Origin of the sequence: Methanobacterium sp. SMA-27, assembly GCF_000744455.1 — an archaeon.
Taxonomy (GTDB): domain Archaea; phylum Methanobacteriota; class Methanobacteria; order Methanobacteriales; family Methanobacteriaceae; genus Methanobacterium_B.
Genome location: NZ_JQLY01000001.1, coordinates 2252283 through 2272681, shown reverse-complemented (window position 1 = coordinate 2272681; position 20399 = coordinate 2252283). Strand labels below are relative to the sequence as shown.

Annotated in this window: 26 protein-coding genes and 1 pseudogene; 14 read left to right on the top strand and 13 right to left on the bottom strand. The window is 31.8% G+C overall.

The window, feature by feature from the left end; translation table 11 throughout:
* Nucleotides 1-2: 2 nt before the first annotated feature.
* The 3 genes from thiL to DL91_RS11560 are packed head-to-tail and all read right to left on the bottom strand — an operon-like array spanning nucleotide 3 to nucleotide 1840.
* Complete coding sequence (thiL, locus tag DL91_RS11570; RefSeq protein WP_048191917.1) at nucleotides 3-1025, bottom strand: thiamine-phosphate kinase; 1023 nt, start codon at nucleotides 1023-1025, stop codon at nucleotides 3-5.
* A complete protein-coding gene (gene cfbA, locus DL91_RS11565) occupies nucleotides 1015-1470 on the bottom strand; it encodes a sirohydrochlorin nickelochelatase (protein ID WP_048191916.1) in 456 nt (151 codons plus the stop codon). The genes thiL and cfbA overlap by 11 nt, the downstream gene beginning before the upstream one ends.
* On the bottom strand, nucleotides 1442-1840 hold the full coding sequence (locus tag DL91_RS11560) for a Zn-ribbon domain-containing OB-fold protein (RefSeq protein ID WP_048191914.1): 399 nt from the start codon (nucleotides 1838-1840) through the stop codon (nucleotides 1442-1444). The genes cfbA and DL91_RS11560 overlap by 29 nt, the downstream gene beginning before the upstream one ends.
* 303 nt (nucleotides 1841-2143) lie before the next feature.
* Between DL91_RS11560 and DL91_RS11555 the strand changes: the two genes are divergently transcribed.
* Together DL91_RS11555 and DL91_RS11550 are read left to right on the top strand one after the other, a co-directional pair.
* Nucleotides 2144-2899, top strand: coding sequence for a hypothetical protein (locus DL91_RS11555; protein ID WP_048191912.1), 756 nt, complete (start codon nucleotides 2144-2146; stop codon nucleotides 2897-2899).
* 397 nt (nucleotides 2900-3296) lie between these two features.
* A complete protein-coding gene (locus DL91_RS11550; RefSeq protein WP_048191910.1) occupies nucleotides 3297-3509 on the top strand; it encodes a histone family protein in 213 nt (70 codons plus the stop codon).
* 72 nt (nucleotides 3510-3581) lie between these two features.
* Here the strand turns inward: DL91_RS11550 and DL91_RS13990 are convergent.
* Nucleotides 3582-3824, bottom strand: a pseudogene (locus DL91_RS13990) (response regulator); the annotation flags it as partial.
* 342 nt (nucleotides 3825-4166) lie between these two features.
* Between DL91_RS13990 and DL91_RS11540 the strand changes: the two are divergent.
* Complete coding sequence (locus DL91_RS11540) at nucleotides 4167-4508, top strand: hypothetical protein (RefSeq protein WP_048191908.1); 342 nt, start codon at nucleotides 4167-4169, stop codon at nucleotides 4506-4508.
* Nucleotides 4509-5072: 564 nt separating this feature from the next.
* A complete protein-coding gene (locus DL91_RS14440) occupies nucleotides 5073-5198 on the top strand; it encodes a hypothetical protein (RefSeq protein ID WP_255343948.1) in 126 nt (41 codons plus the stop codon).
* Nucleotides 5199-5340: 142 nt separating this feature from the next.
* On the opposite strand, the gene DL91_RS11535 is transcribed toward DL91_RS14440, so the two are convergent.
* The gene (locus DL91_RS11535; protein WP_048191907.1) at nucleotides 5341-5679 is read right to left on the bottom strand and encodes a hypothetical protein; all 339 of its coding nucleotides are present in this window, start codon (nucleotides 5677-5679) and stop codon (nucleotides 5341-5343) included.
* A gap of 869 nt (nucleotides 5680-6548) precedes the next feature.
* Between DL91_RS11535 and DL91_RS11530 the strand changes: the two genes are divergently transcribed.
* The 5 genes from DL91_RS11530 (at nucleotide 6549) to DL91_RS11510 (ending at nucleotide 9781) form a co-directional block, all read left to right on the top strand.
* On the top strand, nucleotides 6549-6788 hold the full coding sequence (locus DL91_RS11530; RefSeq protein ID WP_048191905.1) for a PRC-barrel domain-containing protein: 240 nt from the start codon (nucleotides 6549-6551) through the stop codon (nucleotides 6786-6788).
* A gap of 75 nt (nucleotides 6789-6863) precedes the next feature.
* The gene (locus DL91_RS13980; RefSeq protein ID WP_048191903.1) at nucleotides 6864-7406 is read left to right on the top strand and encodes a DUF5518 domain-containing protein; all 543 of its coding nucleotides are present in this window, start codon (nucleotides 6864-6866) and stop codon (nucleotides 7404-7406) included.
* A gap of 287 nt (nucleotides 7407-7693) precedes the next feature.
* Entirely contained in the window at nucleotides 7694-9142 is a 1449-nt protein-coding gene (locus DL91_RS11520; protein WP_048191901.1) for a B12-binding domain-containing radical SAM protein, read from the top strand.
* 58 nt (nucleotides 9143-9200) lie between these two features.
* Nucleotides 9201-9365: a hypothetical protein gene (locus tag DL91_RS11515; RefSeq protein ID WP_048191900.1), complete on the top strand. Its 165-nt coding sequence runs from the start codon at nucleotides 9201-9203 to the stop codon at nucleotides 9363-9365.
* 77 nt (nucleotides 9366-9442) lie between these two features.
* Nucleotides 9443-9781 carry a DUF5518 domain-containing protein gene (locus DL91_RS11510; protein ID WP_048191899.1) on the top strand — a complete coding sequence of 113 codons (339 nt, stop codon included), beginning with the start codon at nucleotides 9443-9445 and terminating at the stop codon, nucleotides 9779-9781.
* A gap of 147 nt (nucleotides 9782-9928) precedes the next feature.
* Here the strand turns inward: DL91_RS11510 and DL91_RS11505 are convergent, their stop codons facing one another.
* Nucleotides 9929-10528 carry a hypothetical protein gene (locus tag DL91_RS11505; protein WP_197050647.1) on the bottom strand — a complete coding sequence of 200 codons (600 nt, stop codon included), beginning with the start codon at nucleotides 10526-10528 and terminating at the stop codon, nucleotides 9929-9931.
* Between the two features lie 388 nt (nucleotides 10529-10916).
* Between DL91_RS11505 and DL91_RS11500 the strand changes: the two genes are divergently transcribed.
* The 5 genes from DL91_RS11500 (at nucleotide 10917) to DL91_RS11480 (ending at nucleotide 15438) form a co-directional block, all read left to right on the top strand.
* Nucleotides 10917-11189 (top strand): hypothetical protein, encoded by a 273-nt coding sequence (locus DL91_RS11500; RefSeq protein WP_048191898.1) that lies wholly within the window; start codon nucleotides 10917-10919, stop codon nucleotides 11187-11189.
* A 27-nt stretch (nucleotides 11190-11216) separates the two neighbouring features.
* A complete protein-coding gene (locus tag DL91_RS11495) occupies nucleotides 11217-12197 on the top strand; it encodes a hypothetical protein (RefSeq protein WP_048191896.1) in 981 nt (326 codons plus the stop codon).
* A 254-nt stretch (nucleotides 12198-12451) separates the two neighbouring features.
* The gene (locus DL91_RS11490; RefSeq protein ID WP_048191893.1) at nucleotides 12452-12892 is read left to right on the top strand and encodes an Lrp/AsnC family transcriptional regulator; all 441 of its coding nucleotides are present in this window, start codon (nucleotides 12452-12454) and stop codon (nucleotides 12890-12892) included.
* A gap of 38 nt (nucleotides 12893-12930) precedes the next feature.
* Nucleotides 12931-14172, top strand: a complete 1242-nt coding sequence (locus DL91_RS11485; RefSeq protein ID WP_048191891.1) for a magnesium transporter MgtE N-terminal domain-containing protein — start codon at nucleotides 12931-12933, stop codon at nucleotides 14170-14172.
* A 9-nt stretch (nucleotides 14173-14181) separates the two neighbouring features.
* On the top strand, nucleotides 14182-15438 hold the full coding sequence (locus DL91_RS11480; protein ID WP_048191889.1) for an Nramp family divalent metal transporter: 1257 nt from the start codon (nucleotides 14182-14184) through the stop codon (nucleotides 15436-15438).
* A 74-nt stretch (nucleotides 15439-15512) separates the two neighbouring features.
* Here the strand turns inward: DL91_RS11480 and DL91_RS11475 are convergent, their stop codons facing one another.
* The 7 genes from DL91_RS11475 to DL91_RS11445 all read right to left on the bottom strand — a co-directional run bounded on the left by DL91_RS11475 (nucleotide 15513) and on the right by DL91_RS11445 (nucleotide 20305).
* Nucleotides 15513-16103 (bottom strand): HemK2/MTQ2 family protein methyltransferase, encoded by a 591-nt coding sequence (locus DL91_RS11475; protein ID WP_048191887.1) that lies wholly within the window; start codon nucleotides 16101-16103, stop codon nucleotides 15513-15515.
* A gap of 47 nt (nucleotides 16104-16150) precedes the next feature.
* Entirely contained in the window at nucleotides 16151-16459 is a 309-nt protein-coding gene (locus DL91_RS11470; RefSeq protein ID WP_048191884.1) for a carboxymuconolactone decarboxylase family protein, read from the bottom strand.
* Between the two features lie 80 nt (nucleotides 16460-16539).
* The gene (gene rsmA, locus DL91_RS11465) at nucleotides 16540-17376 is read right to left on the bottom strand and encodes a 16S rRNA (adenine(1518)-N(6)/adenine(1519)-N(6))-dimethyltransferase RsmA (protein ID WP_048191882.1); all 837 of its coding nucleotides are present in this window, start codon (nucleotides 17374-17376) and stop codon (nucleotides 16540-16542) included.
* A 114-nt stretch (nucleotides 17377-17490) separates the two neighbouring features.
* Complete coding sequence (locus DL91_RS11460; protein ID WP_048191880.1) at nucleotides 17491-18075, bottom strand: DUF655 domain-containing protein; 585 nt, start codon at nucleotides 18073-18075, stop codon at nucleotides 17491-17493.
* Nucleotides 18076-18161: 86 nt separating this feature from the next.
* Entirely contained in the window at nucleotides 18162-18494 is a 333-nt protein-coding gene (locus DL91_RS11455) for an RNA polymerase Rpb4 family protein (protein ID WP_048191878.1), read from the bottom strand.
* 5 nt (nucleotides 18495-18499) lie between these two features.
* Nucleotides 18500-18793, bottom strand: coding sequence for a 50S ribosomal protein L21e (locus tag DL91_RS11450; protein WP_048191876.1), 294 nt, complete (start codon nucleotides 18791-18793; stop codon nucleotides 18500-18502).
* 288 nt (nucleotides 18794-19081) lie between these two features.
* A complete protein-coding gene (locus DL91_RS11445) occupies nucleotides 19082-20305 on the bottom strand; it encodes a tRNA pseudouridine(54/55) synthase Pus10 (protein WP_048191874.1) in 1224 nt (407 codons plus the stop codon).
* Between the last annotated feature and the right edge of the window lie 94 nt (nucleotides 20306-20399).

The window sequence follows — 20399 nt, the reverse complement described above, 5'->3', positions numbered from 1 at the left end:
AATTACTTCAGATGTTCGTAACCCCTAGGTGTTATTATGTTTGTATTTCCTTCCTTATCTATCATTTTGATCTTGCCGGAAGAATCAACTAATCCAATTTTATAAATAGACAATTTGGTTTTTAAATCATTAAAAAGATTTGGGGGTACTGTTAGTAGGAGTTCGAAATCTTCACCATATGCAGTAGCCATATCCAAAGGGTCACTACCAGTTATATTGGCAATATCAAAGACTTCTTTTGGTATGGGAAGATCTTTCATGGAAATTATAAATCCAATTTCATTCTCATTTGCATCGATCAATTCTCCCAATTCACTGAGAAGGCCATCAGTTATGTCAGTTGCAGAACTTATTGAATTGGATTTTGCAAGAATAATTCCTTCTTTCATTTTTGCTTCAGGTTCAAGCGCATGTTTTATTACTAAATTTTTAGTATCCTCTTCAAGAGGGTTTTTATTATGGAATGGATTAAGAAGCACTTTAAATCCTGCAGCTGCAAGGCCAAGTGGTCCTGTGACTGCAACAATATCTCCCGGATGTGTTCCATTTTTCATCATAACGTTTTTCTTTCCTACAATTCCGAGACAAGTACCAGAAAGTGTTAATTCAGATGATTCATTAGTGTCACCACCTATAAGGGCCATACCATATTTATTACAGTTATCAAGAACTCCATCAACAAGATCATCAAAATCAGTGAGTAGCATGTTTTTTGGAAGTCCCATTGAAACGATTATTCCAATAGTTTCTGCACCCATGGCTGCTAAGTCACTTACATTAACTGTTACTATTTTTTTACCAATCTGATAGGGGCTCATTTCCTTGGGGAAATGTGTAGATTGTATTAACATGTCGGAACATGCTACTAAATAATTTTCTCCAAGATTTAGGAGTGCAGCATCGTCAGAAAGGCTTTTAATTGAATTTTCATCTAAAAAAAGAGAATTTAATCGAGGATTCTTGCTCTTTGACAAAAGTCTTTTTATGAGAAGTTTTTCCCCGAGATCAGAAATTTTAGAGGGCATCATTTACCCTGTCTTTCACTATATCGGCGATTCTTTTATCAGCTCCCAGGGGTTCTGTATAGATAATTTCGCCTTTAAAATTAATTTCAACTTCTTCATGGTCGTGGCTGTGACTATGGGAGTGGCTATGAGCTTTGTCCCCTTTTTCATCATGTCCATTGTTAAGTCCCAGAATTCGGGGAATATCTTCTGTGGTATGCACTCCATGAGCAAGGAAAACAGGAGTAACAATAATTTTTTCTGCACCTTTATCAGCTAACATGGTTATTGCTTCGGGTATGGAAGGTTTTGACATGTTCATAAAACCAACCACCACCACAAATTCTTGGTCTTCACGGTACATCTTAGCAATTTGACTTACAACATCCTTTCCATAGGGTAATCTGCTACCATGACCAACTAGCAGTACACCGATTTTAGTTTTTGAGCTTGAATTTGTATCCATATGATATCACTCCATCATCGCCTTCCGCTTTTATCTTTCTAAATACCATTTCCACTTCGTCGCCTATTTCAACAGTTTTAGGATCACAGTCAACTATTTGGGATGTTAAATGTGTGCCTTCATCCAATTCTATTATTGCAACAACGTAGGGTGCAAGTGTTTTAAACTCATCTGTGGGGGTGTGTATAACTGAGAATGTATGGATCTTACCCTCACCACTAAACTTAAAATCTTCTATCTTACCCTTTCTTCTACATTCAGGGCATAATACTCTACTTGGGAAAAAAACATTTCCACATTGTGAACATTTTGATCCTATGAGATTGTATCGCTGCTGAATATGACGCCAACCTCTTACGATATCTTTCATATTAAACCTCCTTAATATCACTTCAATTGTAAATTTATCATATTAATGTTATTTTTATTTAAATTCGCTAAAAAAACGTATTTATTCAAATTGTTAAATATTTTCATGTAACATAATTTCATTGTTTGAATTCCAATTTAAATCTTCTTAGTACAACATGTTAATTAACTGTTATGTTATATTACATTTTTTTTTTATTATTAGAATGAGTTGAATTATAATTCACAACCACATAGCGAACTTTATATTTAAGAAAACTAAGATAATATTAATACCATAATTAGTATTATGAATGGTGATGAGATGGATAATAAAGGTTTTGTAATGAGTGGTTTAGCATTTTTGCTAATAATACCTTCGATAATTCTCTTAATTGTGTTAGTAAACATGATAAATTTAGATGATTCCTCAAATATAATGATGACCACAGACACTGCATTTCATATTTCTGGGGATGTTGAAAGGAATATTCCAATTTTAACACGGCAAACTATAAAAGAAACTACTGAAAATGTTGTTCAAACCGGTAATCCTGTCTCAAATAGCAGGGGAGTAATTAAAAATCGTATACAAACCAAAATGAATGATTTAATTAGTGAATATCAGAACAATACCGGTATAAATATCCAATGTAACATTTTGTCTGTCGATTCTTCCTCTGATCCATTTGAAGTAGAAATAAATTCAACTATTTCGGTTCGAAAGGATAATATTTCATATAACCGAAACGTCATTCAAAAAGTACCTATAATAGGTTTACAACCAACTAAAATGTTTTCAGAAGAAACTCATGAATTCAATGAAATACCAGACCCTTTACCCTTTATCAAATGTAAAAATTATGGTGGTTTGAAAGTTAATATGGGAAGGATAACCTATGGTTCAACACTATCTAATTATTTGAGTAAAAAAGGTGTTAAAAATTGTACATTGTATGAAAACTCGAGTTCTGGGTTATACATAAAGAAATGTCCATTCGATCCTTACATATCCCATGGAAATTCCAATAAATCACAGACTCTTAAAAATTGCATTGAAAATGGTTATACTCATATCTAAAAATGCATGGATTATATTATTAAATTGAGGTATGAAATTGAAAAAAAGTATTATTATTTTTAAGTTATTTAAACAATCATTAACAAATCTGCTAACAATTAATATTTAAATCCATCATATGACTCTGTCCGGTTTGTTCACCTGAGGAGATTAAAATAATTGAGGAAAGTTTGAATAAATGAAATTATGATCTCTGTTTCTTATCAAATTTTAGAATATTTAACATCAGATAAAATATAACAATTTTGATATTTTTTTTTACACTTACACTATTATAACATGTTTTTGTGATAAAAAGTCACTAAATCTTTATAAAAAGTATATATCGTTAAGAAAATCCATTAAAATTCAATGTATTTAAATAAAATAAGGCTGTTAACTATATATGGTGATAAATATGAATGAACTACCAATAGCTCCAATAGGAAGAATAATAAAACATGCAGATGCAAATATAAGAATCAGTGAGGATGCTAAAGAAGCTTTAGGAAAAGTTTTAGAAGAATGTGGAGAAGATATTTCCAAACAAGCACTTTTACTTGCAAAACACGCTGGAAGAGTAACTGTTAAAGCAGTAGATATTGAACTGGCAATTAAAGAAATAGGTTAATAATACTATAAATTTTTTTTTATCTGTTTTTGGTGGAAAGATGACATTTAGTTCTAGGGAGGTTCCCTAAACTTATTTTAAGGATATGGCTTGGTGTATGGCATTTTTTATTTCTGCTTCGTCAAATGGTTTGTTTATATAATTAGATGGTAGGCTTGTTTTTGATCGTTCCCATGTTTTATTATCTTGGAGGCCTGTTAGGTATATATGGGGAATTTTGTATAGTTTAGTTATTATTTTTGCTGTTTCTATTCCATCTATATCTCCTTGGAGCATTATGTCTATGAATATTAAGTCTGGATTTGTTTCTTTACTTTTTTTATTGCATCTTTTCCATTGCTTGCTATCCCTACTACTTTATAGCCTATCTGTTCTAATTGTTGTTTTAAATCTGTTGCTACTATAATTTCATCTTCTACTATTAAGATCTTCGAATTTTCCGTTCTAAAAGACCCCATTAAATAATTAATAATTCGTTATGATATTGTTTACATATCCCTATCTATTTTTAATATACCAAATATCTTACTTAAAAAATAATATTTTTGTTTTATATCAAACGAACAGTACTATTTTTTTAATTAAAACTCTGATTTTTCTTATTTTCGATAAATATATTCATTTCTAAGTTCATATATAACTATGGAGATTATGTAAATGATAAAAATTGTCGATATTAAAACAAATGAGAACCAAACATCTACCCATATTTTTCTTAAATTCGAAGATACCCCTGTTAACAAAGAATTATACACCTATCTAAAAGAAGAATTAGACAAATTCAAATTATATACAGATAACGATTACTCTACAAAACTTGAAATTAAATATGATGAAATTTTAGAAACATTGACAATGGAAATTACAATCATAATCCCAGTTAAAATCATGCCAAAAGAACTTGATAAATCCGTTGAAATAATCATGTATAAAATAAACCTATTCAGAAACTTCTACGAAGCCCACAATGTAATATATATGAACAAAATATCTCTCTAATTAATTGAACAATTTACTGGGTTAAATATGTATAGGAATTTCTATAAATTTAAAATGAAAGTATTAATAAGTTAGAATAACATAATTTGTTTACACTTGCAGTAACAACTTGTTTTTAGTGAATTTTATCACAAAATCTTTTATCTTTAATAAATCTATCATCAAAAATATCACAGGGCAATAAGACTTTGAGACGGATATTAAGACATTTATGGGTCATTTAGGAACGTTTGAAAATTTTTATGAAGCTAAATGTGTAATATTTGATAAGTCATGTTCAAAGGCTTTAAGATGTTAATTAACTCTTTTTAATCAAAATAAAATAGTAAATATTATAAGATAGTTTCTATCTAACTATTTTATATAATGACTGAAAATATCAAATGTCCCAATTGTGGATTTGAAGGTCAAAAAAACCGTTACATCCATCCAGTACGTTCAAAAGATAAAGATTCAGAAGCAAAGAAAAAGATATACTTTACTATCATTGTTACTGAATACTATTGTTCGGAATGTAAAAAGTGGTTTAAAATTTAATTTTGAATATATAATAAGGATGTGACTATGAAGAAAGAATGGAAAAAATGTCCAAAATGTGAAGTTAATTGTCTAATGACAAGTGAAGGTAGTTCAAATTCTACTAAAAGAAAATATGTTTGTTCTAGTTGTTACTATCAGTTTGAAGTGTAGATTTAAATACAAATGCTATGAGTAAATGTCAAATATTAAAATAAGTAATATCCAATTATTGTATTCGTTCAGAGTTATATTATATATATTTATGCAATGCTACTGAGAATTAATCAACTGACACCAATCAGACATGATTTCTCTATTTGTCATCGGTTGCTGGTCTTTTGAATACTCTAAAAAGTTTGTATGGTTTTTTTGGTGGAGTAGATGGTTTTTCACCTTCATATATTATTCCTACTTCATAACCTATTGGAACATCTGCCATTTTCTTTTTAAGTCCTACTGTTCCAAAGATCTTATGTTCTACCGGTCCAGTTTTTAGAACATATACATCTGCTTTATTTCTACCAACATTTACTTCTTTAGAGATATATATTCCATGCACTGAATCTCCAACCTTTTCAAAAGTAAAAAATTCATCCATATCCTCTATTTCTTCCCATCCATCCTCTTCACTAAATTCTAATTTTTTACTCATGTCTGAATCCTCCAATAATAATTTAAATTATAAAAAAATTCATAAACAATTTATAATTATCAAAATTTTAAATGTATTATTCAAAATAATTCCCAAAATATTATTGATTTTTTAATTAAATAATTTATTCTAATAAAAATTAATCAATTTTAAAAATAAATAAGAAAATCTAAATTTTATATAAAATGGTTATACTCATGTCTAAAAGTGCATGGATATACTATGAAATTGATGTATGAAATTGAAAAAAAGTATTATTATTTTTAAGTTTTTATTGTAAAATATCATGCAAAATCTGCTATCAATCAACATTAAATCCATCAAAATTTAGGAATCGCCCAATCTATTGTGTACATATTTAAGTTAGTATGCAGGCAAAATACTATATTAAAGTCAATAGTTTATATAATATCTTAAGTAATCATAGATTAGGTCATCAAATAATCTGTAAAATCACTTGAAACTAATTTAAACAACCGTTTAATACTTCTTTTAAATTAACTATTGAAAACATTTTCACTTGGGACTTTTTAAATGATACCATCAAAATAAAGCAATTCTTTATTGAAAATATAGACATCTATAACAATTACGATTGACATATAATGTTATACAGGAAATACATTTCAATTAAATGAAATTGAATCTGGAATTTGTTTTAGTTACTAGATTGTGATTAATGTACCAACCGTAGAGGTGAAAATATGAATGGAGGCAGACCCAGTCTGTTATATATTATAGTAGTTATAATTGTGTTAATTATCCTTTTAAGATTATTAGGAATATTCTAAACTGATAAATACTGACTTAAATCAATTATAGAGAAAATTGGATTATCTAGATAAGTGAAATTTGGAGAGTGGAAAAGTATGAAAATATCAGATGAATTGATTGGAAAAGATGTTATAGACGAATCTGGAGACCAAATAGGTATAGTAAAGGATGTAGAATGGGATTTTGAAACCAACACCGTAACATCTATACATTTAAAAGAAGCAGGAATATCAGCAAAAATAGGCCTAGGCGATAAAAAAATAGTACCCTATGAAAAGATTGAAGCAATAGGAGATAGTGTTCTAATTAAAGGCAAAATTTTCAAGACCGAATAATCCATATAATTTCAGTTCTGAAAATTTAATATATTATTTTTTTTATTATTAATAAAAAATTTTGAAGGGGATAGAATGGTAAGTGTTGGAGCTATAGTTGAAGGTTTTATTTTGGCAATTATAATTACTGTAGTGTTGTCAATTTTGGGTGTTGGATCAGTTATTGGATTGCCAGTTGCAATATTTGGTTTTCTAATCGCAGGTATAATAGTTGGATACATATCTTATGGTGATATTATTGATGGTGTGATTAATGGGGCACTTATGGGTGTTGCTGGTGCAATAATCTTATGGATACTAAGCTTATTTAAAGGTCAGATAGCTGCATTCTCTTCACAGTTATCAACCTTTGTCCCATTAAACTCAGCACCAGAATTAATTCTTGTAATAGTCGCAGGCGCAATAGGCGGTTTAATCGGCGCTCTAATATTATTATTAAACCGCAGAAACCGCAGAAACTATGGCGGCCGAAGGGACGGAGATCGAAGGGATGATAGAGATCGAAGAGATGATAGAAGGGATGATGATAGAAGGGATGATAGAGATAGGAGAGATGATAGAAGGGACGATAGAGATAGGAGAGATGATAGAAGGGACGATAGAGATAGGAGAGACTAAGATAATAACTAATGTATGAAATAAGTTAAAAAGATGAAATTTAGAGGAGTGATATAATGGATAATAAAGGACAGACTAGTTGGATAGGCCTCATTGTATTCATAATAGTAGTAATAATCTTATTAAAGATATTAGGGTTGTACTAAGATTTTTAAGGATTTTTTAGGGATAACGAGAGTTATCCTTTGTTTTTATGCCATAAACATAGAGAAAATTTCAGATATGATGGAAAAAAAGTTTAATAAATTTCAGATAGGCTCTTGATTGATAACTAAAAAAGGTATAAAATGAATAAAAAATTTGATATACTGCTTATAAATCCTTATGATGAGAATGCATTGAAGAATGCTCTTGGTTTCATTACCCCTCCTACAAATCTTATGTACTTGGCATCATCACTTGAGAAAGAATCTTACTCAGTTAAAATTGTAGATGATGATCTTCTTCAGATGGGCTACGAAAAGGTTTCTGAGCTGGCAGAAAAGCTCAATCCACAAATTGTAGGTGTTACAGCAACCACATCTACTATAAAAAGCGCATTGAAATACGTGGAACTAATCAAAAACATTCTACCCAATTCATTAACTGTAATTGGTGGACCCCACACTACTTTCATGCCATCTGAAACCTTAAAGAGTTCAGAAAATCTGGATGTAGTAGTTATGGGTGAGGGAGAGGAAACAATTGTGGATTTGGCCAAATATTCCAACAAAAGTATCAATGATCTTGAAGAGGTAAAAGGAATTGTTTACAGGGATTTAATGAATGGAAATATAAAAACAACACAAAAACGACCTTTGATAAAAGATCTTGACGCATTACCTTTCCCGGCAAGACATCTTGTACCTTTTGATTCATATGGTGCTTCTAAAGAACAGACGGGTGGGATAATTACGAGCAGAGGTTGTGTGTACAACTGTAACTACTGTTCATCATCATTAATCATGGGTAAAAAGTTCCGATCACGCAGTCCAGACAACGTCGTGGACGAAATTGAAGAATTAATAAACCAATATCAAATAAGAGATATAGGATTCATGGATGACACATTCATGCTCAATAAAAGAAGAGCTAACGATATAGCAAATGAAATCAAAGCCAGAGATCTAGATTTAAGCTTCGTTGCATCATCACGGGTTGACAGTGTAGACCAGAATTTACTTCAAAATATGAAAAGTGCAGGATTAAAAACAATCTATTACGGTGTGGAATCGGGGTCACAGCGTATATTGGACCTTATGAAAAAAGGCATAACATTAAAACAAGCTGAAGATGCGGTTAAAAGTGCTAAAAATGTGGATCTAGAAGTTTTAACCTCTTTTATATTAGGATATCCTGGAGAAACCGAAGAAGATATGAATAAGACCATAGATTTCTCAACAAAACTTGACTCAGACTACTCACAATATTCCATCCTAACACCATTCCCCGGAACACCTATCTACAATGAACTCAAAGAAAAAGATTTAATAGACAATGATGACTGGGATGAATACACTGTACTTAAACCAGTTTTAAAATATGATGAAATGGGTTTAAACAAAAATATGGTTGAAAGAAAACTGGCCATGGCATATTTAAAATTTTATGCAAGACCAAGCTATCTCATGAACCATCGGCATATGTTCAAGGTTATGTTTAAAACAGTTATGCGAAGTTTTATACTTCCAAAACTCATGGGAGGCACCGGTAAAGGTTGGTATCAAAACCTAGACAACAACACATCATCAAAATAGAAAATATAAATATAATATTATGAATTAGGAAAGTAAAACATATTATGGAGGGATTTTTATGAGTGAAAAAACAGGTGAAATGAAAGGAAAAGCAAAGGAAATGAAAGGAGAAATAAAAGGAAAAGCTAAAGAGATGGAAGGAGAAATAAAAGGGAAAGCTAAAGAGATGAAAGGAGAAATGAAGGGGAAAGCTAAAGAAGCCGAAGGTAAAAATAAAAGATAAAAATTATAAGATAATGAATATTTATTAAAAATTTATTGATTACTATCTTCTTATCAAATAATATTGGGAGTGTGAATATGGTTTATGTACGATGGAATACTGTAATAATTGGAGTAGTAATTGCAATAATTCTTGGTTTTATCCTTGGTTTGATATCACCATCGGGAGCATTCATAGGATTCTTAATAGCCACAATTTATGTTGGTTATATGATAGGAGGAGACTACATAAATGGAGCTGTCAATGGGGCACTTGTTGGTATCGTTGCAGCAATAGTATTATTCATACTTGCTTTAATTGGATTTGGAGTTGCAGCAAGTATAAGTAACATAATAATTCTTGCAATTATCGGTGCAATAGGTGGAGTAATAGGAGTTTTAATAGGAGGTAGGGGCAGAGGTAGGGGCAGATTATAAATTCTTAATTTACTCTCTAATACTTTTTTTTATAGAATGAAAATGACACTTTTTATAGATATCGAACATTATTATTCAGTTTTGTAAAATAGTAAACTAGAAAGAAATAGAAATTTAAAAAAAAGATTTTAAGAATAGTAATTATGTTTACATTCGTTGCCAGAAGTGTTTTTTCTTCATTTCGAATTTTTCAGGGAATTGCATGATTATTCCGTGGGAAAATCCATCTGCCATCATTCTTGCTTGTTTTTCTATTTCATCATAAGTAGATATGTCTTTTGTATAGTCTTTGGTTATTCTGGCCATTGTTTCTTCTTTGGTTAGTCTTAGATGGTCGTATAACATATTTTTCATTTCTTTTTCTTCCCAGTTGGGGTTTAGCCTGTTTAAAGTGGCTGCAATTTCATCTGCATTTTTGTACCATCTTTTTTCAGCATCATCCTCTTTTGTATTATCCTCTGCGACTGCTGCCTGCACCAGTTCTGCAGCTGTTGTAAGGTGTTCGGTCATTAATTCATCGAATTTAGTTGCAGCTTGTTCACCATAAAACATTCTACACACTTCTGCCATGTCTTTGGTGTTTCTTAATAACCGATTTTCAGTGGCAATAGTCTCTGTTGCATCTTTGATGTCCACTAAACTTATGATAGTTAGTCTGGTCCAGGCAACATGTTCTTCCCAGAGTCCCATCCATTTTTTATCGAAATCTCCTTCATGCATAGTATCCATATTTTCTTCCATTGCCATCTTGTATCACCTTATAACATTATGTTTACCATAAATGATAAACCCTTTGACATAATATAATAAAATAGGATAATATCTACAAAAATTTAAGAATTTAAGATAAACTTAACTAAATATCCCTATTTTGTAAAATTAAATAGAATTAGAACTAATTTCAGAAAATTTGAATCTTTGAAGTGATAAGAGGTAGAAAAAATGAGTTTTTACGAAATTTTCAAAAAGGATGAGTTAAATGATGGTGACAGGAAATAACCTACTAGCAACCTACACATTCAAATTCAAAACAGGAGCATAAAAATACCTCTTTTTACTTTTTTTATTTAAATTTGTATTATTGAAAAATGGTTACTATCATGAAAGTAATGATGGGGCATGTTTTTTATGTAGATTGGAAGGAAAGGCTATATGTAGCCACTATGGATTAGAAACGTTCATAGTACCTGCAGGAACTAACAAAAGAGTTTCAACTGCTCCATGCTCTATAGATCATGTATTATTTAACGATGATATGAATGGAATCTATAATGGAGAAGCAGTGGAATATTATTCTACATTTAATCTTTATTTTAGAATATTTCTGGATAATGGACACAGAACTAAATATGGAATATCAAATATCGAGACATTTTCAGAGAATCAAATTTCAAATAAAGAAAATTAAGAAACAAACATTAAAGGGGATGTTTAATTGGATCGAAGAGGTCAAGCATTTACAATAGATGCAATGTTTGCATTGATCTTACTAACCGTAATAATAGGAATATCAGCTGATGCAATGGACATTGCAGGAAACAAAATATATGATTATTCTACTGAAACTTCTCTTGATAGAATTGCAAATGATGCAGCCGATATTTTGATCAATACACCGGGTTCTCCTGAAAACTGGGAGGAAATCAAATACGTCACACGCATTACTCCTGGATTAGCAAAATATGAAATTGGAAAAGGGGTGGTCAGAAATACTTTAAGTATGAGGAAGATATCCCGTCTTAAACAAGAACCTGAAATGCTAACCAGAATGCTGCCTGAATCAACTAGTTATAATTTGATGATCTATCCAACTGATCCATCAATTCCAATCTTTGTAGTACAAAATCAAACTCCTCCTAACAATATTGGGGACATAACAGTTGTTAATAGAACTATTCTATATGATTACGAACTCATGGATGTTTATCTAAGTATAAAACCAGATATTTACAATGAGAATAGTGAATCAGGGTATGTGTGTACCCATATGAATATGGAGGGGCACGATCATAGGAGGCCGGATTTCAATAAAAGCAAATCAGGATGGATATGTGCACCATTCACCATTAACATGGAAGATATTAATTCAAAAGACTTTTATTTATTGACAGATTCTAATGTTATGAATGAAAATTATACCGACTATTCTACATGGATAATTGATACTCCAGATAATAAGATTCTGAACGCCCAGAAATTTACTTCAAAACCTATAAATATAAATTCTATTATTTCAGATCTTTCAAAAAATAAAAGTAAAGAAACGTTTGTACTGCATATTTTCACAAATGGAGATAAGGAAAAATATTTTAATACTTATGTTGTTGGTGTAACTAAGGACACTCCTCCTGAGGATGTTAAGATTAACCATCTTAAACCTCAGCCCGCATTTTTTGTTTTGAAGATATGGATGTAAATATTCATAAGATACAAAAATTTGAATTTAATAATATTTTTTTTAAGAGTTTATAATCAAATTTCAGGGGATTTAACAAGTGGGGAGTGTTAACATTGTTTACTCCATAATGGTTATAATTTTATATTCTCAGTTATATAGCAAAATATGGGTAATTTTCCAGTATATTGAAAGATTTTTGGTAATCTTCCCTAACGTTTATATGTGTAGTAGTAATATACTAAATTCATAAATAAATTTGTGGTGAATTTGAAATGGACGATATAGACTCTGAAATAATTCGTTCCTTGGTCAGGAATTCTAGAATAACTCTCTCCCAAATGTCTAAAGAGATAAATGTTCCGGACGCAACCATATCCAACCGACTTAAAAAGTTGGAGAAAAGTGTGATCAAACAGTATACTCTCTTAGTTGACCCTGATGAAATGGGTTTGAAGGTAACTGCAATTATTATCATACAGACTGAGTCGGAAAAACATGAAAATGTTAAAAATGAGCTTTCAAAGCTTGAAGAAGTATCTGAAGTGTACAGTGTATCAGGTGAATATGATATACTCATCAAGGTATGGGCGCATAGTATAGAAGAGCTCAATGAAATTATGAACAGTAAAGTCAGGTCTGTTGATGGTGTTGAAGATCTGACTGAAATGATCGTTATGGAGCGTGTTAAAGAGGGAGTAATTCCACCAATATAATCAAAATTAAGATCCACAAAATTTAAGGAGGTGAGAACTTGTATCTAAGTGATTTCATCAAAAAACCAGTGATATCTCCAACAGGAGAAAGAATAGGAAAATTAAAGGATGTTATAGTATCATCGGACCATTCATATCCAATTATTAAAGCTTTAAAAATTAGTACAACCGGCAAAGAGACAATAAATGTTTCATGGAGATATATTGGAGGTTTAGGTAAAGAAATAAAACTTAAATATTCATTAGAAGATATTAAGCCCTATAAAATTCAAAAACATGATATCATCCTTTTAAAAGATGTGATGGACAGGCAAGTGGTTGACATTGAAGGCAAAAAGATCAGAAGAGTCAACGACATAAAAATATCTCCAACTAATGGTCACTTTCATGTTATTGGTGTTGATATTGGTGTTAATGGTATTTTAAGAAGGTTAAGTCTTAATAGGATAATAAAACCACTTGGAATAACTTCAAATGAGGATCTCATCTCATGGAAGGATATTGATCCATTGGAAAGTGATTATTCCAATGTCAAATTGAAGGTGCCTAAACAGAAAATAAAAAAGCTCCACCCTGCAGATATGGCGGAAATTGTAGATCAATTGGGATTAAATGAATCTTTGAATATTTTAACATCTTTAGACGATGAATCTGCTGCAGACACTCTTGAGGAAGTTTCTCCAGAAAGACAAGTTTCACTTTTAGAGGGCATGGATAGCCAACGAGCGGCTGAAATTCTAGATGAAATGTCTCCAGATGATGCAGCAGATGTTTTAGCTGATTTGCCTGAAGAAAAAGCTGAAGAACTCTTAGATTTAATGGAGCCAGAAGAATCTGATGATCTAAGGAAGTTGTTAAAGTATCCCGAGAACACGGCAGGAGGAATCATGACAACAGAATTTGCCTATGTTGATCAGGATTTAACTGTAAGGGCGGTTTTAAATTCATTGAGGCATATGGCAGAAGATGTTGAAACTATATACTATGTTTATGTTATATCGAAAAGAGGAGATCTTGTGGGTGTAATCTCGCTTAGGGATCTTCTACTTTCAGAACCTAATCGAAATGTTTCAGAGATCATGCATACCCACATAATAAAAGCTGATGTAATGGAAGATCAGCATGAGGTTGCTCAGAAAATTGCCAAATATAATTTGATTGCTTTACCCGTTGTCGAGGAGGAAACTAAATTGAGGGGTATTATCACTGTAGATGATGCCATTGATATTGTTTTACCTACTGCGTGGAAGAAAAGAGTTCCAAGAATGTTTGGAAGATGAGGTTTTTTAATGGATTTTACAATCTTCCGTAGGGTTTTTAAAAACCCTGCTTTTTTAAGTTTTATAATATTCCTCTCTGTAATGGGTCCAGGAATAATCACAGCAAATGTTGACAACGACGCCGGTGGAATAACTACATACTCCCTAGCAGGTGCTCAATTTGGATACAATCTTCTGTGGACGTTCATTCCAATGATAATAGCTCTGGCTGTTATACAGGAAATGGGTGTTAGAATGGGCATAGTTTCTGGAAAGGGTCTTGCTGATCTTATACGCGAGAAGGTGGGTATTAAATTTACTTTTTTGATGATGATTGCACTTTTACTTGCCAACTTTGGAAATGTACTAGCAGAGTTCTCAGGTATTGCAGTTAGTGCAGGAATATTTGGAGTACCACGACTCGTTGCTTTACCAGCTGCAGCACTATTTGTTTGGTTGTTGGTAGTTAAAGGAACTTACAAGAGTGTGGAAAAAGTATTTTTACTCGCTTCCTCTCTTTACTTATCATATATTGTTGCAGGATTTCTTGCACAACCTGACTGGGGACTTGCTGCAAAGAGTGTTATTGTACCTCAAATAAGCCTAAGTACAGCTTATATTACTATGGTAATCGGAATGGTTGGAACAACAATAGCACCATGGATGATGTTCTACATACAATCTTCTGTTGTTGAAAAGGGAATCAGTCTGAAAAATTTGAAGTATTCGAAAGTTGACGCGATCTTTGGTGCAATAGTTGTGAATATAGTAGCATTTTTCATTGTATTAGCATGTGCAGCAACAATCCACACAAATGGGATACAAGTCAATAATGTAGCAGATGTTTCAAATGCATTAGTGCCCCTTGCTGGCCAATATGCCAGTATATTATTTGCATTTGGGTTTCTAAACGCTTCACTCTTTGCAGCAAGCATTTTACCTCTCTCAACAGCATATTATATATGTGAAAGTTTAGGCTTCGAAGCTGGAGTTTCCAAGGGATTTAGAGAAGCTCCAGTTTTTCATGGTTTGTATCTTGGACTTATAATACTTGCAGTGATTATAATATTAATTCCTAGTGTACCACTTCTTACAATCTTATTCCTCTCACAAGTTGCAAATGGTTTGCTATTACCATTTGTACTCATATTGATGTTGCTTATTATCAACGATAAGAGGGTTATGGGAGAATATGTAAACTCAAAGCTATTCAACTTCATCGCCATTGCAACAGTTGTTATTGTGATGGTGCTGAGTATTGGTCTTATAGCTACTTTGTTGCTGTGAAAATAAACCTAAAAAAATATTAATTTTATTTATTTGATCTTCTTTTGTAAAATAATAAAGATTTTTGAGTTATTTTAGATGAGCTGTCCAGTTAAAACAACTATTTCTTCAAAGAAGAATCTTTCCCTTGCAGATATGGATACTTCAAAACCAAGATCCATCAACATTGCAACAGTTTCCTCCACATCAGACAATGAAGATTGCACTAGCTGAACACGCCCATATGGATTTAAATGTAATGGTAAATCTTTAATGAAACGATTTATAACGGACCTACCATCTTCCCCACCATTCCAAGCAGCTTCAAGTTCATCATCAACAAATTCTTCTTCGCTTGTAGGAAGGTAAGGTGTATTGAATAATATCAGGTCAAATTTCTCATCTATAACTGGTTCAAAAAGATCACCTAATCTTATATCAACATTAGCAGCATTGCTTTCAGCGTTGTTACTGGCACATTCAACTGCATACTTATTGATATCGATAGCAGTTACACTTTGAGCTTTTTTAGAAGCTAGTATTGCAATGATTCCAGTTCCAGTACCAATTTCAAGAACACTGTCAGATTTTCGGACCATAAGATTATCACCAAGCAGAAATGTATCTTCTGCTGGCTCATAAACATTATTACTGGTTTGAAATTCCATTCCTTGATATTTAATCATAGTAAATCCAACTTTAACAATTTAGAAACTATTTTAAAAAAGATGGTCTACTTGCCATCGTAACCTTCAATGGCTGATGGAAGACATTCAAGGACATTTGAAAGACCCGAAAGATGAAGATTCATTGTAACAGCATTTATTACTTCTTCTCTTTTTATACCTTCTGTTTTGGCCATCATTGCATGAATTTTAACCCCTGTGGGATTCTTGTTAGCTGTCTGGATAGCTATGTTTATCAACTGTTTTGTTTTTTGATCAAGACCTTTAATTGAATGTTGAACCTGTACTAATTCATTGAATTTAGCTGCAAGTTCTGGACATTCCATTAGAAAAATTTCATATGGGGATTTTTTCATTTAATCACCAATTAAGAATTATTTCAGCTAACATATCAATTTATCATTTAATAGAAATTTATTATGTAATCAGGGTTAATTTAGTTATAATATTCTTTTAATAACTTTTCAAGATCTTTTGATAGTTTTAGAATGCTGTCGGGTTCCATCATAATTACTCTTTTATCCATAATGTTTTGATCTAATTTTGATATTATAATTTTTCGTTCATTCTTATCCAGATCATTAATTTCATGGAAAGAGTCCATAAGAGCATTTCTAACTTTTTTTCGTTTGTGTTGAAACAATGCTCTTGTTACCTTTAAAAATAATTCATTAAATTCCACTTTATTCTTAGGTGTTAATTTGATCACTGCTGATGATATCTTGGGTTTTGGGAAAAATACATCTTTTGAAACATTAAAAAGCATTTCAACTTCTGCATAGAAGTGCATCATAACAGATAGTCTAGAATAATTTGAATCACCTGACTTTGCTATCATACGCTCAGCGAATTCTAGTTGGTACATGAGAATTGCCGAATCAAATTTGTTTTCAAGGATCTTGAATGTTATGGGTGATGAGATTTTATATGGCAGGTTTGATACCACTTTGTTGAACTTTGGAAAATTTAATTTGGTTGCATCACCCACAATAACATCAACATTTGAAATGTTAAGTTTATCAAGTCTTTTAATTAAAATTGCAGCTATTCTTTTGTCTTGTTCTATAGCAATAACTTTTCCTGCTTTTTTTGCAAGAGGAATAGTTAAAGTACCTATCCCTGCACCAATTTCAAGTACTGAGTCATTAATTGAGAGTTCTGCACTTTGGATAATTTGTGAAAGTACCTTATTATCTATAAGATAGTTCTGACCCTTCCTTTTATCGAGTTTTATACCTTGTTTATTTAATATTTTGAGGGTTTCGGACAACATGAGAACAGTTAACTCCTAAAAAGAGATTGAATATGTAACAATGATATTTAGCTAATTGATATTGAAATACAAATAAAAAAGTCCATAGTTTAAAGAAATAAAAAAAAAGGTATTTCACTTTGGTTTTTTTGGTTTTGGGGGTCTAGTAAAGAGAATATACTTCATCTTACCCTTTCTGTCTTCTCCTGCTTCCAGCTCGAGATGAACACGTTTTGCAATGAGTTTAACAGGTTCTGCAAGCATAGTGACACGATTTTTTATATCCTCAAAGCTAGAGAATTTGGCTTGTTTTCTGGCATTTATAATGTCCCACATATGTTTTTTACCGATTCCAGGTAGTAATTCTAGCTGGTGTAATCTAGTTGAAATGGGGCCTGCTTCATTGAAAAATTCAACAAATTTTTCCTCTTTTTCTTTTATGATTTCCTCTATAACATAATCAAGTTCTATTTTAGCAGTTGCTGTAAGTTTATCATACTTTAACCTACTGTTTACACGAGCTATCTCATCTCTCTTACCCGGACCAATATAAACTCTTTCATGTATGTCTAGCTGAACCCTCTCCTTTGGAATGAGTTCTAGGAGAGTAAATTCTTCTGTTCCTACAGCCTGCGCTATGGGTTTTCTTTTAAATGAAGGTGCACCTTCCTTAACATAACCTAAAGGAAGATAATCAAGGATAATTGCATGATCTTCCATCAAAACCACCCGGATGGTATTATATATCTCAAGACCCGTGGGTCCCAATTTACTAGTACTCAAAAAATTCCAAGATTGGAAATTAATTATTTTCGGTACTTGTTCACTATCTCTAATATCTGTTCAAATTCTTCTTTTTTGTGTGAACCCCTTTCTTTTGCAAACATCAGTCTCAGATCTGCAAGATCCACTGGCATGACATCTGCAATTTTTATGGCCTGTGTTATCTTTATAATTTCTTCAAGCTCGTTAACGAGCTTTTGAGCAGATTCAACATCTAGTTTTGAAAACTTAGTAACATGATCCATTGCAAGGTTCTGTTCATAAGTTGGCTCATAGGACTCAGAACTTTCTTCAAGCATTTTTTTGGCTTCTGCATTTGTGATGGGGTCTGTTTCAATGACTTTTTTTCCAATCATTAAAATCACTCTTGCATTTTAAGATGTTCTGGTCTGATTATTAATTTTTTAGCTTTATTACCATCATTTATTTCTACTATGTAAGCTTTTCCCCTTTTATCTTCAACTTTACCAGTTTTCCCATGGAAACGTGGATGTGGTTGACCTTTGTGAATACTTGGATCGATTATTATGTGAACTAAATCACTTTCATCGAAGGTTTGTATTTTTTTGGTTATAGGGTTTGTTCTACCTGCTCTTATAGTCTTTCTAAGTTTGTAACGTGTTTTACTTCTTGAACCTTTTGATCTCTTTACCATATTTAAAACCTCCAAAACCCTTAAGGGCCTGCTGTAAGATGAATTAATCACCTTTATAATATAAACCAATAATTGGTTTTATCACTATCATAAATTTAATATCCTCAATTCTAGTCTAAAAGTTAAACTGTTTTATTATTTGATGATAAAATTCGTTTGAAGACTAATTGAAATTAAACAGATTCAGATAGTTACTCAAATTTTGTATGCTGAATGTTTAATTTGCAATGGGATATAGATATATATTTTGATTTTTTTTAACTATATAATATTATCCATTCCACTACTTTAAATGTTCACATCAAGGACATCCAGTTGCACGCATCTTGCACCTGTTTTAAGCATTCCTGCTACACTGGGCTGGCTCCTGTTTTCATCACTGGATATGAGTTCTTTGATGTAAAGGCCACCTTCACATTCTATTACAAGCTCTAATAATTTTGAATCGACCTTTATATATTCCAATTGCCTAATCTCACGGGTTCGTATTTTATCTGCACGTCTATGTGATACTCTTATTGGTGTACGTTGGTTTATTATTTTCATTGATTTCAGTGAATCTAAAAGCGAGTTATCAACTTCATTTTCAAGCGCTACTGTTGCCTTGTAGATTTTATAAGTATCTCTTGAGGATTCTTTTATAACTGCCCGCCTGTTTTTGGCAACAAACTTCATTTCTGAAATTTCTACTTTGCCCATTGCATGTTTATTAACTGTTTCCACGAGTTTTTTTAGATCTATATCGCGGATTTTGGGTTCTTTGATTTCAAGGACAAAAGTCCTTCCCTTACCTAACATTTTAACGTCGATGTCTTCACGACCGGCCCCATGAAATTTAGCGCCTACTCCCTTTGCTGCTTTGATTGCATCTTCTGAAATCAGTTCTTCAACTGTTTCAGCATACATTTTACCGGTGTAATTGCATTTTTCACAACCTTTCCCCTTACATTTATTGCATGGCCATTTTGTTTGGGGAATTCCTCTTATAAGCTTTCGGTAACGGCTTTCTATGAAAATTGGATTTATTTGGATATCTACTTTGCCTGTTTTGAAATCTACCATCAAAACCACATTGGGATTGTCAAATTCAACCTCTTTGGAAAGCCTTAATGAAAGTTCTTTACCTATTTCCCTGTTTATTTCTTTTTTTATATTTTCTACATCAATATCAAATGTTTTGTGTATCTGGTCTTCTCTCCTAAGTATTTCAGAATCAACACGACTACCTACCAAGAAATTGGAAAAATGAATTTGTTCGTCCTTAAGAACTTCAACTACATTATTGGTCATTTTATCCAAAGTTTCAAAAAGATCGTTGCAAATGTAACATGAACCTGTCTTTTGGATATTTTGATTAGAGGCTTCCAATTTATTTCTTAGATATTCTCCGCGTTCCAGATTTCCAGAACCTGCAACGCTTTTGGAGAAGTTTCGACCAAGACACCTGTCGCATATGTTTCCTTCGGTGAATTTAATAACTTTGATTAATTTGTCTTCTATTTGAAGTTCCATTTTTACCATTTCCTAAACTGAATCCTTAAATTTGATATAAACTATTGAATGGTCATGAATTATATTAAATTATAATTCTTCAATATAAAATAAA